The organism is Chromobacterium fluminis (genome assembly GCF_011602385.1).
Classification (GTDB): Bacteria; Pseudomonadota; Gammaproteobacteria; order Burkholderiales; family Chromobacteriaceae; genus Chromobacterium; species Chromobacterium fluminis.
The window spans coordinates 1-15143 of record NZ_JAAOMA010000069.1 but is presented as its reverse complement, the minus strand read 5'-3'; the positions used below and the strand labels follow the sequence as shown (position 1 = coordinate 15143).

Sequence of the window (15143 nt, the reverse complement as noted above, 5' to 3'; positions counted from 1 at the left end):
CCGACCAAGTGATGGTGATGAACAAGGGCGAAGTGGTGGAGCAGGCGGACGCGGACCAGATCTACCGCGAACCGCGGGAGAGCTATACCCGCAAGCTGTTGGAGTCCATTCCGCAGGGCTGGGTGGGAATGGCGCCGGCTTGAGAGTAGGCGTGCCTTTGATACGAAACCGCCGGGAAACCGGCGGTTTTTTATTGTCCGGCCAGCGCGCGTAAACCGTAATGCAGCAGCGCGTAAGCGCCGAACAACGCGCAGGCCAGCACACCGTAAGCCAGAGCGGAGCGCCCGGCGTGGCTTAAGTCCGTGCTGCTGGGCAGGCAGCCGTCCCAGCACTGCGCCGCCAGAAAGCCCAGGACGGCCGCCGCCGGGCTCAGCCACGGCCAGTGCGCCGCCAGAGCCAGCAGGCCCCAGCCCAGCGGCAGCAACAGCAAGGGCGCGATGCCGATGGGCAGCGCGTTCCACCACGTCAGCCGGGTGAAACCTACCTGGCCCAGCGTCAGCTGCCGGCCGTTGCGGCGCGGCCACACGCTGAAGCGGCTGGGCCGCGCCCGCAGCAGCCAGCCCACCATGAAGTGGCAGAGTTCGTGCAGCACCGTGCCCGGCAGCGACAGCGTCACATAGGGCCAGAACCAGGCGCGGCGGCGCAGCTGGCGGCTTAGCAACAGGAACAGCGCCGGCCACAGCAGCACGGCGGGAGAGGTGGCGAACGGCGCGTACAGCGGCTCGAGGGCGGACATGGGTGAAGAGGGCGGGCGAAAATCTGGATTGTGGCATGAAAACCTGTTTACGATCTGCTGCGCTTCGGCGGGATGGATAGAAAGGGGCGTTGAAAACGCCCTCAAAATGCTCATGTACCACGAGTACATTCCGCTTTTTCGCTCGTTTTCGCCTTGTCTCGCTCTTGCTCGCGAGATCGTAAACACGTTCTGAGGGCGCGGCCGGACCAAGCCGGACGCGCCCTCAAGCTTGAGAGGCTGGATGTTTAGAAGGCGTTCAAGGGCTGGAGCTTCTTGTTTTTAATCCGCGCGGAAGCGGTTGATCGCCGCATCCAAGCCATGCGCCAGGCCGGACAACTGCTGCGCCATGGCGGAGGATTCCTCCACCGACAAGCCGTTTTCCGTACCCATATTGGCGATGCGCTCCACATTCTTGGCGGCGTCGTTGCTGGCCGTGCTCTGCTCGCGCATCGCCTCGGCGATTTCGCTGGTTTTCTCCAGCAGGCGAGTGGACAGCACGCGGATTTGCGCCAGGCGTTCGGACAGCGTCCCGCTCAGCGCCACGCCGGTCTCCACCCGCTCGGTGGCTTCGCGCATGCTGGCCACCGCCGTGGTGGTGTCGCCTTGCACCGCCTTGATTTTCTCGGAGATTTCGCCGGTGGCCTGCGCGGTGCGTTCCGCCAGCTTGCGCACCTCGTCCGCCACCACCGCGAAGCCGCGGCCGGTTTCGCCGGCCCGCGCCGCTTCAATCGCCGCGTTCAAGGCCAGCAGATTGGTTTGTTCGGCGATGTCGTGGATCACGTCCACGATGTTGCCTATCTCATCGGAGCGCTGGTTCAGGCCGATGATGATGGTTTCGGAGCGGCTGATCACGCTGGCGATCTCAGACATCTGCTGCGCGGCCTGGCCGGCCACCTCGCTGCCGCTCACCGCCTCGTTCATGCTGCTCTTGGCCTCGCCGGCCATTTCCACCGCGTGCTCGGCCACCAGGTTGATGCTCACCGTCATCTCCTCCACTGCGGCGGCGGTGGACGAAGAGGCGTCGGTTTGCACCTGGGACGCCTCGGCAATGCGTTTGGATACGCCGGACAGCGCGTGAGCGGTGTCGTTCACCTGCTTGGCGTCCTCGCGGGTCTGCTGCAGAAAGGCGCGCAGATTGCCCAGCAGCTGCGCCAGCGCACGGCCGGTTTCGCTGACTTCGTCGCGGCCGGTCTGATCCACCGACACCGTCAGGTCGTTTTTCTCCGCCGCGTGGCGCATGGTCTGCTGCATGGCCTGCAAGGGGCGGGTGATGGAGCGGACGATGGCGAAGGCCAGAGCCACGCCCATCACCAGGGCCAGGCCCAGGATGGTCAGCATCATATTGCGGGTGTTTTTCATGCTGACCGCCAGCGCGTCCTCGGCGGATTGCGCGGAGTCGTCGGCCAGCTTGCTCAGGCTGTTGAGCGCGTCGCGCGCCTCGTACAGCTTGGGCTTGAACGGCGTGATGCCGGCGTCGCCCACATTGGCCCGGTTGATTTCGCCGCTGGCGATCTTCTGGTACAGCCCGTTCATGCCCTGCTCATAGCCGGAGATGCCGGTCAGCATGCTGTCGAAGGTTTTTTGGTGATCCGCCGCCATGGCCATGGACTTGGCGGCGCCGGCCTGATTCTTGAATTCGGCGATGTGCTTGTCCAGCAACTGCTTGTTGGTCTGGATGCTTTGGTCCGAGTTGTCCGGATTGCCGATGCTGATGAAGATGTTCTTCTCATCCTGGCGGATGTGCAGCATGCTGCTTTGCATGGCGTTCATCTGGTAGCGGAACGCGATCTTCTGGTCAAACAGCGAGGTCAGTTCGCCGTCCATCTGGTTCAAGGACCACCAGCCGGAACCGCCCACCAGAGCCACTGCAAACAGCAAGCTGCCCGCCAGCGCGGCGATGCGCTGCCCGATAGTGAATTGACTTAACATAATGCCCCCCATTGGTGCTGGTATTCATCTTTTTTCATGGCAAACGCCTATGAATTGGCGATTGCGTCAATGTATGAAGACACAGCGCTTCATGCTGGCATGAACTCCAGCTTGGGCCGGGACTCTGGAACATCAGGAATGGGCCCACAGGCCGGTGCGACGGAGCGTTTCAATGCCAGCGCCTCTCCTCGTGACGAAGTGGAAGCAGTGTGACTTCATTGAATAGGCGCAATCATAATTCACGTCACGCATATAGTCCTAATGGTTATTTTTGCATCGCAAAGCGGCAATATAGGGTGTATGCCCGGGCAAGCGGGGCTAGGCGGGAGGCAAAGGCCAGGCAGGGGGCCGATATGAGGTTTTTTCATGTCCCTTGCAATGTAAAAGACATAAAATCCGCGTTGCCGTTTTCAAACGTCAAGATCGGTGCGGTCTAATCCAAGCGTCCGGCGTGCAGCTTCTGTTGTGTTTAGAGTCAGAAGAGGGAAGCCGGCCAAGCCACGCCCTTGTTTTGTCTTGGCAAAATGCCGATAATGAATGGGCAAATTGCCAAATCAAGGAGGGGCCATGAAAGCGCTGCAAGTATTTGTACCGGAAACGCCGGTCCCGCCCATGGTGGAACACAGCCTGTTGCAGGAACTGAGCGTGTTGGTGGGGCAGGAAATGCTCAACGATTTCGACGTCGCCAAAGTGGTGGAGCTGGGCGTGGACACCGGCATGCTGGAACGCCTGGTGGACGCCGGCCTCAGCCGCGGGGAACTGGAGTTCGTCATCCCGCCGCGCACCCTGTCCCATCGCATCAAGAAGGGCCAGACGCTGAACACCGAGGAATCCGAACGCGGCGTGCGCGTGGCCAAGCTGCTGTTGTTGGCGGAAGACCTGTTCGGCGACAAGGACGCCGCCGCTCAATGGCTGCGCAAGCCGCTGCACCGTTTTGAGGGCAAATCGCCGCTAGACATGGCCCATACCGAACCCGGCGCGCGGCTGGTGGAACAACTGATTTACCAAGCCAACGAAGGCTACGCGGCGTGATTGCCTGGCGCATCAGCCGCTACGCCGATCTCAAGGGCCTGGGCGGGCTGCGCTGGCCCGGCCGCTGGCACCCCGCCGGCCAGCCCATCGTCTACCTGGCGGACCACCCGGCCAGCGCCATGCTGGAAGTGCTGGTGCACCTGGAAGTCGCCGTTCTGCCCGCCACCTTCACCCTGCTGCAAGTGGAACTGCCGGACCGCCTGGTGCAGACGCTGGACCAGGCCAGCCTGCCGACGGACTGGACCCTGCAGCCCGCGTTCACCCAGGGCCTGGGCCATCACTGGCTGCAACGTCAGGCCTCCGCCGCGCTGCAAGTGCCCAGCGCGGTGGCTCCCAACGCCCACAACTACCTGCTAAACCCCCTTCACCCGGACGCCGGCGCCTGCCGGATACTCAGCGTGCGGGACGTGCCTTGGGATGCGCGCCTGAAGTCTTGATGAAGACCCCGAGTCAAGCGCTCTGTGCCAACCTTCCGCTTGTCCGGCGGCCTTCGGCTTGTCTTGCTCTCGCTCGCGATATCTTAAACTTTTCCGTAGAAACAATCGTAAACAAACTCTGGCCCTAAATCCGCCTTGCCGCGCTTTTGTGCGCGGGACAGCGCGAGTAGAGTCGGAGAACGTGTTGACGATCTCGCGAGCAAGAACGAGGCAAGGCGAAAGCGGCTGAGAAAGCGGAATGTACTTGTGGTGCATGAGCATTTCGAAGCCGGCATTCATCGCACAATCCCTCTGCCGATGCGCGGCAGATCGTAAACAGGTTTTGAGAAAACTAGCCAAGGGTTCATGCAAGCCCAGGCAGTCGGGGCAATTCAACCCACTTAAGAGCGGCTAACAAACCTGATGCTGCGTTGCGCCAACTTATCGTACTCAAGTACTGCCTGCGTTGGCGCGCCTTGCCTCAGATGTGAAACTGAGTTTGTTAGCCGCTCTTATTTAAGATGCGAGGAATGCAATGACAGTTTGGAAATGGGCCGGCAAGACGGCCGCGGCGGCGCTGCTGCTCAGTGCCGCCACGGCGGCATGGGCGGACGCCGTCCGCAAGGATATTTTTCCCACGGATACCGATGGCGGGATTGTGGCGAACAGCGGGCCGCATATCGTTTTTTCGGCGGAGAAGGGCGGACGCGCGCCGCTGCTGGTCTTCCTGCCAGGAACCGGCGGCGAAACCACACGCACCGTGGTGGGCGAACAGGCTTTCATCGACACCGCGCTGGCCCAGGGCTACCGCTTCATCATCCTGTCCTATATCGACACGCCGGCTGTTTCCCAGGTTTGCACCCGGCCAGTGCTGGCAAGCAATCCGGACTGCGCGGAACAAATGCGCCAGAAGCGCGCCTTTGGGGAAAACACCACCGCGCTGATCCAGGACAAACCCAAAGACGCCATTGTTTATCGGCTGGCCGCTCTGTTGCGCTACCTGTCCAAAACCGATCCCCAAGGCCGTTGGGAACAGTACCTGGACAAGCAAGCCGTAGACTGGAGCAAGATCGTGCTGTCCGGGCAGTCCCAAGGCGGCGGCATGGCCGCCTACATCGCCAAGCGCGTGGCGGTCCGGGGCGTGATCGACTTTTCCGGCGGCTGGGACATGCGCGCCAACAACCGCATCGCTTCCTGGTACGCCGCCCCCGGCGCGACGCCGCCGGACAGATTGTTCGGCACCTATCACGTGCAGGAGAACTTCGCCTCCGCCATCCGCCTCTCCTATAACGCCATGCGCATCCCGGCGGACCACCAGTTCGCGCTGAACAAACCGATACGCCGCCCCAACGCCGACAATCCCGGACATGGCGAAGGCGCCAGCAATCCGGTGTACCGGGAACTGTGGCAGGAGATGTTGGAGCAGCTTAAGCGGGGGTAGAGAGAGGTGGCAGGCGGGGCTTGCCGTTTAGAGCGGCTAACAAACTCAGTTTCACGGCTGAGGCAAGGCGCGCCGACGCAGGCAGTACTTGAGTACGGCAAGTCGGCGCAACGCAGCATCAGGGGTTTGTTAGCCGCTCTTAGGGCACCATCCTCGCCTGCTTGATTGACCGAGCACCTTGTCAATCTTGTGCAAAAGCCATGCGCATTTCTTCGGCGCGGCGGCGTTCCTGTGCCCTCATCAGCTGATTGGCGGCCACCACGCCCACGGTCACCAGTGTGATGAAGACCGTAGCCAGCGCGTTCATCTCCGGATTCAGACCGAGGCGCACGCGTGAGAAGATCACCATCGGCAGGGTAGTGGAGCCGGGTCCGGACAAAAACGCCGAGGTAATCAGATCATCCAGCGACAAGGTAAATGACAGCAGCCAGCCGGACACCAGCGCCTGAGCGATCAGCGGCAGGGTGATGACGAAGAAGGTCTTGAACGGGGTGGCGCCCAGACCCATCGCCGCTTCCTCCAGCGGCAGGCTCAGTTCCCGCACTCGGGACTGCACGATGATGGCGACGTAGGACACGCACAGCACCGTGTGACCGATCCAGATGGTGGTGAGTCCTCGGCCCTGCGGCCAGCCCACGAAGTTCTCCAGATTGACGAACAACAGCAGGATGGAGATGCCGATGATCACTTCCGGCATCACCAGCGGCGCGCTGATCATGCCGGCGAACAGCGGGAACAGGCGGAAGCGGCCGAAACGAGCCAGCACGTAGCCGGCCACGGTGCCGATCACCACGGAAGAACTGGCGGTCAGCACGGCGATCTTCAAGCTCAGCCAGGCCGAGCTCAGTAGTTCGTCGTCCTCCAGCAGCGCGGCGTACCACTTGGTGGAGAAGCCGGACCATATGGTGACCAGCTTGGATTCGTTGAACGAGTAGATCACCAGCAGCACGATGGGCAGGTAGAGGAAGGCGTAACCCAGTCCAAGCACGGTATACGACAGTGGTTTGCTCGGCTTGATCATGGTTGATCCCCTTCCATATCTTTCAGCTGGTAGTGCTGGAACAAGGCCATCGGCACCAGCAAGAGCAGCACCATCGTGCAGGTCACCGTCGCCGCCATCGGCCAATCCATATTGTTGAAGAACTCGCCCCACATCACGCGGCCTATCATCAGCGTATCGGAGCCGCCCAGCAGTTCCGGAATCACGTACTCGCCCACCGCCGGGATGAACACCAGCAGGCTGCCGGCGATAATGCCGTTCTTGGACAGCGGCAGCGTGACCTTGACGAAGGCCTGCCACGGCTTGGCCCCCAAGTCGTAGGCCGCCTCCAGCTGGAGCAGGTCCATCTTCACCAAGTGGGCGTACAGCGGCATGATCATGAACGGCAGGTAGGAGAACACCATGCCGATGTAGACGCCCCAGTTGGTGTGGTAGAGGCGCAGCGGCTCATGGATCACGCCCAGCCACATCAGGAAGTTGTTGAGGAAGCCTTCGTTTTTCAGGATGCCGATCCAGGCGTACACGCGGACCAGGTAGGACGTCCAGAACGGCAGCATGACCAGCATCATCAGGGTGTTGCGCATGCTCTCGGCCGCCCGCGCCATGTAATAGGCCATCGGGTAGCCAATCAGCAGGCACAGCAGGGTGGACACCGCCGCCATCTTGACCGAGGACAGGTAAGTCGCCAGATACAGGTCGTCGTGCAACATGAACACGTAGTGGTCCAGGTTGAGCTGGATCCGCAAGATATTGTCCTGCATCTCAAACAGCGTGGTGTACGGCGGCACGCCGATCCGCTGCTGGGCGAAGCTGATGCACAGCACCAGCATGAACGGCAGCAGAAAGAACAGCGCCAGAAACACAAAGGGGACGGCGATCACCCCGGTACGGCCCGAAGGCAGCCAGCGTTGGATCCCCTTTTTCATTTGCTCAGCACCACGGCGCTGGTTTCGGTCCAGCTGACGAACACCTCGTCGTCGTAGGACGGAGCGTCGTCCCGCATCAGGGCCAGGCTCGGCACGTTGGCGATCACCACCTTGCCGTTTTCCAGGGTGACGTGGAACAGCGTGTAGCTGCCCATGTAGGCCAGGTTGGAAACCGTGCCCTGCGCCCAGTTGTATTGTTGCTCCGGCTTGGCGCGGGTGACGTTGATGCGCTCAGGGCGCACCGATACGCTCACGTCCATGCCAAGCGGGCCGGTGATGCCGTGGCTGACGAACAGCCGGGTTTTGAGGTCCGGGCCATCAATGAACACGTGGTCAGCTTCGTCTTCCACCACCTTGCCCTTGAACAGGTTGGTGGAGCCGATGAATTCGGCGGTAAAGCGGCTGTTCGGGTACTCATACACTTCATGCGGGGTGCCGATCTGGATGATCGCGCCCTCGCTCATCACCGCCAGGCGGTTGGCCATGGTCATGGCTTCTTCCTGATCGTGCGTCACCATCACGCAGGTGACGTCCACCTTATCCAGAATATTGACCAGCTCCATCTGGGTGGCTTGGCGGATTTGCTTGTCCAGCGCGGACATGGGTTCGTCCAGCAGCAGCAGTTTCGGGCGCTTGACCAGGGAGCGAGCCAGGGCCACGCGCTGTTGCTGACCGCCGGACAACTGATGCGGCTTGCGCTTGGCGAACTTGCGCATCTGCACCAGTTCGAGCACGGCGTCGACACGGTCGCGGATCTCGTTTTTGGGCAGGCCTTCCTGCTTGAGGCCGAAGGCGACGTTGCCTTCCACCGACATGTGCGGGAACAGCGCGTAGGACTGGAACATCATGTTGACCGGGCGCCGGTAAGGCGGGATTTTTGCCAAGTCGTCGCCATCGATCAGCACGCGGCCGGAAGTGGGGTGTTCGAAGCCGGCCAGCATGCGCAACAGCGTCGACTTGCCGCAGCCCGAACTGCCCAATAGAGCGAAGAGCTCGTTTTTGGCCACGCTGAGGTTGACATGATTGACCGCAGTCGCGTCGCCGAACTTCTTGACGACGTCGATGATTTGAACGAAATCCGCCTTCGATGCGTGGATGGCTTCCTTCTCTCGATGGCTCATGGGCATGGTCATGATCTTTTCTACCTCTCTTTATAGAAATTAAGGTGCGGCCGTCCCTTTGCGCCTTCCTGAAGCGGACGCCGGGGCTGTTAACATTCATGGTTGCAAACCGTTGGGGAAAAAATCCCTGCATCCGAGGGGATGCAGGGCAAGCAGGCGCGGGGGCGCTCAGAACCTGTTTACGATCTGCTGCGCGTCGGCGATACGGCGTTGAAACCAAGCTCAAAATGCTCATGTACCACGTGTACATTCCGCTTTTTCGCTCGTTTTCGCCTTGTCTCGCCTTAGCTCGCGAGATCGTAAACACGTTCTCAGATCAAAAGGTGTAGATGAGGCTGCTGCCGATCAGGTTGTTGCTTTTGCTCCAGCTGCCGTCGCTTCTCTGGAACACCGCCTGATCCGCCCAGTCGTGTCGATATTCGAACTTCACGGTGAGTTGCGAGGTGGGGTAGAGCATGAAGTCCAGCGCCACGTCCTGACGTCTGGCGCCGCGGCAATCCAGCCCGCCGTTGCTGGAGGCGGCCAAACAGGCCGGGGCGATGCCGAAGCCGTTGACGCCGTCGGTGCCGGCGGAGGCCTGCATGCCACTCAGCGCCGTGCCGCCGGTATAGGTGGTGCCGGCGCCGCCTCCGTTGCGGCCGGTATCCAGGTAGTCCCAGCGCAGAGCGGATCCAAGCAGGCCGATCGGTGCGAAGCTCCACTTGCGCACGGCCAGCAGCGATGCGCCCCACCAGCCGGCATCCCCGCCGTTCCAGGCCGCGGATTTTTGACGGCCGAAGTCCAGCTCAGCGTTGAATGTGAAATCGGCAGCCACGTAGGCGGCGTCGAACTCGGTGAACATATAGGGCGTGAACGGTTTGTCGCTCAGGCAGTTCAAGCCGTAGCGGCCGGCGGGGCAACTGCTCTGCGCATTGCCGGTGTAGACCGATTGCCTCCCCAGCGCCGCGGACCAGCCCCAGTCCCACAGCCCTTTTACCTTGTCGATTCGCCATGTCAGCGTTGGCGTTCGGTTGCTTTGCGCTCCGCCGTCGGCATTCTCAGCCCGGTTGGGATGGGTGCGATTCTGTTCATTGCCTAGCAGCACTTTCCAGGTGTAATCGCCGCTGTCGGTCCAACCGGTATAGCCCAGGCCGACAAAATAGCCCGGCACGCTGAAATCGTAGAGCAGGTTATGGGTTAGCGTAGGAAGGATGTTGGACTGCTGATATTCATAGCCGGACACGCTGGGCATCAGGCCGGCGATGATCTGCTGGGTGCTGCTCAAGGGCAAGGTGATTTGGGCGGCGTTGAATAGCCCGCCTCCGGACCCGCCGTCCAGGGTGACGTTGCCGGCGCCGCGGTTGGGCATGATCTGGATCTCGGCGAAGGGCGCGGTGGGGCCGGTGCCGAAAACCTTCTTGATGTCCAGGTATACGTCGCCGATCGAGCTGTTGTAGTAGCTGTAATTGTTGCTGTGGTCCAGGAAGTGGAAGCCGCTGTCTTTCGCGTTGGCGTTATAGAGGTAGACCGGGTCCAGATAACCGGTGACCGACAGGCCGGCGATGGGCCCGGTGCTGGCGGCATCGGTGAGCGACTGCAGCATCAATTCCTGCTTGTTCAAGCGCTGCTTGATCTCTTCGCTCTCGTCCGCCCGCGCGGATTCGCCGGAGGGCGTGATACCGGCGTTCTTGAGCGCATTCTCCAAAGCTTCGACCTTATGCTGCAGGGCTTCCAGCCGCGCCGCCGCATCGCTGTCGCTGGCCGAAGCGGCCCATGCTGCCGGGGGTAAAGCTGCAAGCAGCGCAGCTCCTAACAGTGCCTTCATCTCCATCTCCTTTGTGTTTATTGCTCTTCAGGGCATGACTTTCCCGCACCCTCCGCCTGGCGGCGGGGGCGTTGTTATTGAAATGTTCGGGGAGAGGCCGCTTAGCGTCCGGCTTTGAGTTCGGTGAATTCCCGGTTGATCAGGCGAGTGATCGCCGGGGGAACATCCTGTTCGAGGATCAGACGGCTGCGGTCCGCGTCGGAGGGGTAAATCATCGTGTCATTGGCGATATCGGCCGAGACAAGGTTTCGCACCGCCTTCACGGCGCTTGGGAACTTGATTTCAGAGGTGATTTCCGCCGCGATATCCGGGCGCAGCAGGAAGTTGATGAACTTCAGCGCGTTGTCCATATGCGGCGCGTCAGCCGGAATCGCCATCAAGGTAATCCATAAGGGGGCGCCTTCCTTGGGGATCACAAACTTCAGATCGGTTGGGTGCCCGGCTTCCTTGGCGCGTAGTTTGGCGGTTAAGACATCGCCCGAGAACGCGGTGGAAACGCATAGGCTGCCGTTGGCCATTTCGTCGATATAGGTTGATGAGTTGAATTGGGTGACGTAAGGGCGGATTTTCTTCAACTGCGTAAACGCGGCTTTATAGTCGGCTGGCGATTTGGAATTGGGGTTCAGGCGCAGTTTGAGCAAGGCGTCGGTTGCCGTCTCCGCGCCGTTGTCCACCAGGGAAACCCCACAGCCCTTCAGCTTGGCCACCCACTTGGGGTCGAAAACCAGATCCCAGCTGTCCACTGGCGCTTCGCTGCCAAGGCGTTTCCGGACTTCCGTGGCGTTGTAGGCCACACCGGTCACGCCGTAGATATAAGGCACGGCATAGCTGGCTTTGGGGTCAATATTGATCAAGGCCTTGCTGATTTGAGGATCTATATTCTTGGCGTTGGGAATCTTCTTCTGGTCAAGCTTGGCGAAAAGTCCGGCTCCCATCTCTTTGATAAAGTAACTGCTGCTGGGAAAGACCACGTCGTAATTGGAGTGGCCAACCATCAGCTTGGTCAGCAGCGTATCGTCGGTGTCGTAAATGTCGTAGCGGACCTTGATGCCGGTTTCCTTCTCGAATTTGCGTACGGTATCGCGGCCGATATTCATTGAGAAGTTGTAGACGTTAAGCGTATTGTCGTCCCCAGCCCTGGCGCTGCTGCTCATGGCGAGAAGAGAGGACAGAAGGCCGGCGCAAACCCAAGCGGCGGTCAAACGAGATGCGGATGGCTTCATTTGGATGCTCCCTGCGGTATTGGATCAAAGCTAAGCCGTAAGCCGGGGTTTAGCCGGCAATCAATTCCGGCTGGTTGGGCTTGGCATGGCGCTGCAGCGGTTTGACGTAGTCCGCCGCCGGTTGGTAGTCCAGGTCGTAGCCAAAGGCTCTCGGGCCAACGACGTCCAGCGCTTGCGGAGTGCGCAGCAGCGGCGAGGCGGGCAGGACGATGACCGATACCCGGAGGCCGAAACGAATCTCCTCGGTTGCTATCGGTTGGCCGGATTCGGAATCCAACACGCAAATGAGATCCGGCACGGTGGCCACCACCTCGCCGTTGACGCGGGCGATCAGGTTTTCGTTTTGGAAGTCGATCTCCATCCCCTCTCCTGAATGACCATCCAAACCATCTAGCTCAACTTGGCCGCGAGCAAAACCATTGCTGGTGGCGCGGCTCACATCCGAAATCTTGCCTTTGAAGAGCAGGCGGCCGTTGTTTTCCGCGAGCAGCGCGCCGATAGGGTCTATTTTGTTGTCGCGCGCGTCGCTGATTTGTTTACCTAAACTCCAGGCTTGACTGATGGTGTGATGGACGCCGTGGTTTTTGATTTCCAGCCCGGTCATCGGCGCTAGCGCGAACCCGGCGGAACAGCCCATCGCCGTTGTGCTGGCCCGCGCCAGTTTTTCCAGCCAGTGGAAGGAAATGACATGGCGGAATACCACGACATTGCCTTTATCGTCCGACAGCGCAAAGGGAGAAACCGGACAGCCGGCAATGGCAAGCGTGCTCATCTGCATCTCCGGGAAAGCGCGGCCCATGCCGTCGGCGTCGACAACCGGCAGGCCGGTGAGCGCGGCGACAATCATCGGTTCAAAGCAATTGGACCCGCCTATCTCATCGGTCATCAAGGCTCGGGCCTGGATCTTGGACTCGCTCTCCACCGCCCGGAAAGCGCGCAGACATTCTTGCCCTTCTTCGATTTTTTCGAAGCCCACCGTTGGCGCCCCAATGCCGGCGACGCAGATAATGGCGTCCTCGTCATCCAGCGCATCCGGCGACATCACCTCGATGCTTCGGCCAGCGCGCAATTGTTCGCGCGCGCGCAATTTGCCCAGGTAGGAGTTGCCGCCGCCGCCAGTGCCCAAGACGGCCGCCCCCAGGGCGATGTAATCCAGGTCTTGCTCGTTCAGAATCCAGTTTTTCATGCCAGCAAATCTCCGATGGCTTTGACGCGGATGCGTGTTGCATTGTTCGGCAGGTAGGCCAGAGGGGTTTCATCCACTTCCACAATGTCTACCGTGTCGGGCTTGGCTCCGGCGGCGACGGCTTTCTGCCGGGCCTCGGTTTTGGCCGCCTCCAGGGCCGCGGCGCGCTGGTCCCGCTCCACGGAGAAGATCCTGTCCACCTCGCCGGAGATTTGAGCGATGGCCGCCCCAACGGCATTGGCCGACGCGTAATGAGGAGGGCGAATCACCTGGCAGTTGGCGATGTGCTCGCCTTTGACCAGCACGGAACCGCCGCCAGTGAGAATGACCGGGATATCCTGCTTGCCGGGCTTCATCCTTTCGATGCCGGCCGCAAGCATGTCTTGCATCTGCTTGACGGCACGGTCGACCAGCGCGGGAGAGAGATCGCCCAGCATGGCGGGGTTGCCCAGAACCAGCAGCCCGTGCGCGACGGCGATATCGGTGGCGGTGAGGGTGTCGCCGCCGAAAATCCTGGCTTCTTGCTTGAGCCGGTAAGCCACCGAGACCGGGCCGATGGAGAGCTCGTTTCCAGCGCTATTGACGATGGAACCGCCGCCGAGCCCAACGGACAACACATCCGGCATTTTGAAATTGGTCCGCACGCCGGCAATTTCCGCGCCTTGCACCCGCTCCCGGGGAAAGCCCTCGACCAGCAGGCCGATGTCCGAAGTGGTGCCGCCGATATCGATCACAATGGCGTTTTTCAGCCCGGACAAAAACGCCGCGCCGCGCATGGAATTGGTTGGGCCGGAGGCGAGCGTGAAGATGGGGAAACGCTCGGCATAGGCGGCGCTCATCAAGGTCCCGTCGTTCTGAGTCAGGTAGAGCGGGCAGTTGAGCTCAAGCTTCGCCAGGGCTTGGGACAGCGCCGATAAGGTTTTTTGGCCTAGCTTGTGCAGGCTGGCATTCAGAATGCAGGCGCTTTCCCGCGCCAGCAAGCCAAGCCGGCCCACCTCATGGGACAGAGAAACCCTGGCTCCGGGAATTTCGGCCATCACAATGTCGCGCGCCCGATTTTCATCGTCGGCCTTGACCGGGGCAAACACGGAACTGATGGCGATGGAAGTCAGGCCCAGTTCCCGGATATCGCGGCAGGCCGCCTTCAGCTTGGCCACGTCCAGCTCGGCGATTGGCGCGCCGTCGTATTCCGCGCCGCCGGGCAAGGCGGACACATAGCCGGAGACTTGCTCGCGCAGCGCCGGCGGCCAATCCACCATCGGCGGCAGCGAAGCGGTGGCCTTGCCGCACAAGCGCAGCACCGCCACCTTGTTCAGCCCATTGCCTTCAATCAAGGCGTTCAGGAAATGAGTGGTGCCTATCATCACCGCGGACACGCTGTCCGCCGTGATAGCGCCCTTTGCCATCACAACCGCCAGGGCGCTGGTGACCCCGGTGATGACATCCTCGGTAGTGGGAAGCTTCACGCTTTCCACCACCTGCTGGCCCTTGAGCACGACGGCGTCCGTATTGGTGCCGCCGACGTCGATACCGATTCTGTACATTACACTTCCCCTATACCGATGCCGTACTGATCGTTGCGATACGTTTATGGTTGGTTTTGCAGCTTGGCCCGCAACTTCTCGGCCGATTTGGTCTTCCAGCCAAAGGTTTTGAGGATGGAAAGCAGGATGACGACATTGGTGGCGCGCACGCCTGGAATTTTCCCGATCACCGTGTCGACAAACTCGAGCAATTCCAGGTTGCTGGCGGCCGACATGGCCATGGCAATGGCTTGGCCGCCGGAGGTGATCGCCACATAGTTGATGCACTCAAAGTCCACCAGCCGGTTAGCCACCTCGGACACCTTGCCGGGCTCGACATCGATGGTGACGTCGGCCAGCACGCTGGCGCCAACGGCCGATGGGTCCGGCATGGCGCCGACATAGATGAGCTTGTTTTCAATCATGGCGGCGAGACGGGAGCGGACGGTCCGTTCCGAGATGTCGCCAATTCTTGTCGCAATCTCGGAGGGGGAGAGCCGGCCGTTGTCGCCGAGCGCTTCCACGATGGCCAGGTCCAACTCATCAAGTTTGTATTCATCTGCCACTTCGGTTTCCTTTTGGTTATCAGGCGCCGGCATGCCGGCACGCCACGAGATGATCTGAGTTCAGATTAAATCTGTCACATTCCTACGTCAAAGATATTTTTCCTTTTTCGGAATTTGTATATCAAAAAAATTCCGAAAAAGGAAAATAATGCCACATGTAGCAGGGGGCGTGACCCTCCGCAACACGTGAGCGAAGTTGCGGCTACGGGGGGGCGCGCGACTTTTGGACAGGTTCTCGGG

At 60.8% G+C, this 15143-nt stretch carries 13 protein-coding genes; 3 read left to right on the top strand and 10 right to left on the bottom strand.

What is annotated here, in order from left to right; genetic code table 11:
• Nucleotides 1-190 precede the first annotated feature (190 nt).
• Together HA052_RS25590 and HA052_RS25585 are read right to left on the bottom strand one after the other, a co-directional pair.
• Nucleotides 191-736 carry a hypothetical protein gene (locus HA052_RS25590; RefSeq protein ID WP_166454197.1) on the bottom strand — a complete coding sequence of 182 codons (546 nt, stop codon included), beginning with the start codon at nt 734-736 and terminating at the stop codon, nt 191-193.
• A 279-nt stretch (nt 737-1015) separates the two neighbouring features.
• Entirely contained in the window at nt 1016-2665 is a 1650-nt protein-coding gene (locus HA052_RS25585) for a methyl-accepting chemotaxis protein (RefSeq protein WP_166454196.1), read from the bottom strand.
• A 567-nt stretch (nt 2666-3232) separates the two neighbouring features.
• Here HA052_RS25585 and HA052_RS25580 point away from each other — a divergent pair.
• The 3 genes from HA052_RS25580 to HA052_RS25570 all read left to right on the top strand — a co-directional run bounded on the left by HA052_RS25580 (nt 3233) and on the right by HA052_RS25570 (nt 5554).
• Complete coding sequence (locus tag HA052_RS25580) at nt 3233-3697, top strand: Xre family toxin-antitoxin system antitoxin (protein ID WP_166454195.1); 465 nt, start codon at nt 3233-3235, stop codon at nt 3695-3697.
• Complete coding sequence (locus HA052_RS25575; protein WP_166454194.1) at nt 3694-4134, top strand: type II RES/Xre toxin-antitoxin system toxin; 441 nt, start codon at nt 3694-3696, stop codon at nt 4132-4134. Before HA052_RS25580 ends, HA052_RS25575 begins: the two co-directional genes overlap by 4 nt.
• 514 nt (nt 4135-4648) lie before the next feature.
• The gene (locus HA052_RS25570; RefSeq protein ID WP_206119054.1) at nt 4649-5554 is read left to right on the top strand and encodes a BPSS1187 family protein; all 906 of its coding nucleotides are present in this window, start codon (nt 4649-4651) and stop codon (nt 5552-5554) included.
• Between the two features lie 181 nt (nt 5555-5735).
• Here HA052_RS25570 and HA052_RS25565 read toward each other — a convergent pair whose 3' ends face one another.
• The 8 genes from HA052_RS25565 to HA052_RS25530 form a co-directional block, all read right to left on the bottom strand.
• The gene (locus HA052_RS25565) at nt 5736-6575 is read right to left on the bottom strand and encodes an ABC transporter permease subunit (RefSeq protein ID WP_166454193.1); all 840 of its coding nucleotides are present in this window, start codon (nt 6573-6575) and stop codon (nt 5736-5738) included.
• Nucleotides 6572-7480 carry an ABC transporter permease subunit gene (locus HA052_RS25560; RefSeq protein ID WP_166454192.1) on the bottom strand — a complete coding sequence of 303 codons (909 nt, stop codon included), beginning with the start codon at nt 7478-7480 and terminating at the stop codon, nt 6572-6574. Before HA052_RS25560 ends, HA052_RS25565 begins: the two co-directional genes overlap by 4 nt.
• A complete protein-coding gene (locus HA052_RS25555; RefSeq protein ID WP_240937575.1) occupies nt 7477-8607 on the bottom strand; it encodes an ABC transporter ATP-binding protein in 1131 nt (376 codons plus the stop codon). The genes HA052_RS25560 and HA052_RS25555 overlap by 4 nt, the downstream gene beginning before the upstream one ends.
• Nucleotides 8608-8917: 310 nt before the next feature.
• Complete coding sequence (locus HA052_RS25550) at nt 8918-10405, bottom strand: DUF3138 family protein (protein WP_166454190.1); 1488 nt, start codon at nt 10403-10405, stop codon at nt 8918-8920.
• Between the two features lie 101 nt (nt 10406-10506).
• Nucleotides 10507-11628 (bottom strand): extracellular solute-binding protein, encoded by a 1122-nt coding sequence (locus HA052_RS25545; protein WP_166454189.1) that lies wholly within the window; start codon nt 11626-11628, stop codon nt 10507-10509.
• 49 nt (nt 11629-11677) lie between these two features.
• Nucleotides 11678-12814: an S-methyl thiohydantoin desulfurase family protein gene (locus HA052_RS25540; protein WP_166454188.1), complete on the bottom strand. Its 1137-nt coding sequence runs from the start codon at nt 12812-12814 to the stop codon at nt 11678-11680.
• Nucleotides 12811-14358 carry a hydantoinase/oxoprolinase N-terminal domain-containing protein gene (locus HA052_RS25535; RefSeq protein WP_166454187.1) on the bottom strand — a complete coding sequence of 516 codons (1548 nt, stop codon included), beginning with the start codon at nt 14356-14358 and terminating at the stop codon, nt 12811-12813. Before HA052_RS25535 ends, HA052_RS25540 begins: the two co-directional genes overlap by 4 nt.
• 44 nt (nt 14359-14402) lie before the next feature.
• Nucleotides 14403-14936, bottom strand: coding sequence for an Lrp/AsnC family transcriptional regulator (locus HA052_RS25530; RefSeq protein WP_166454186.1), 534 nt, complete (start codon nt 14934-14936; stop codon nt 14403-14405).
• Nucleotides 14937-15143: the final 207 nt, after the last annotated feature.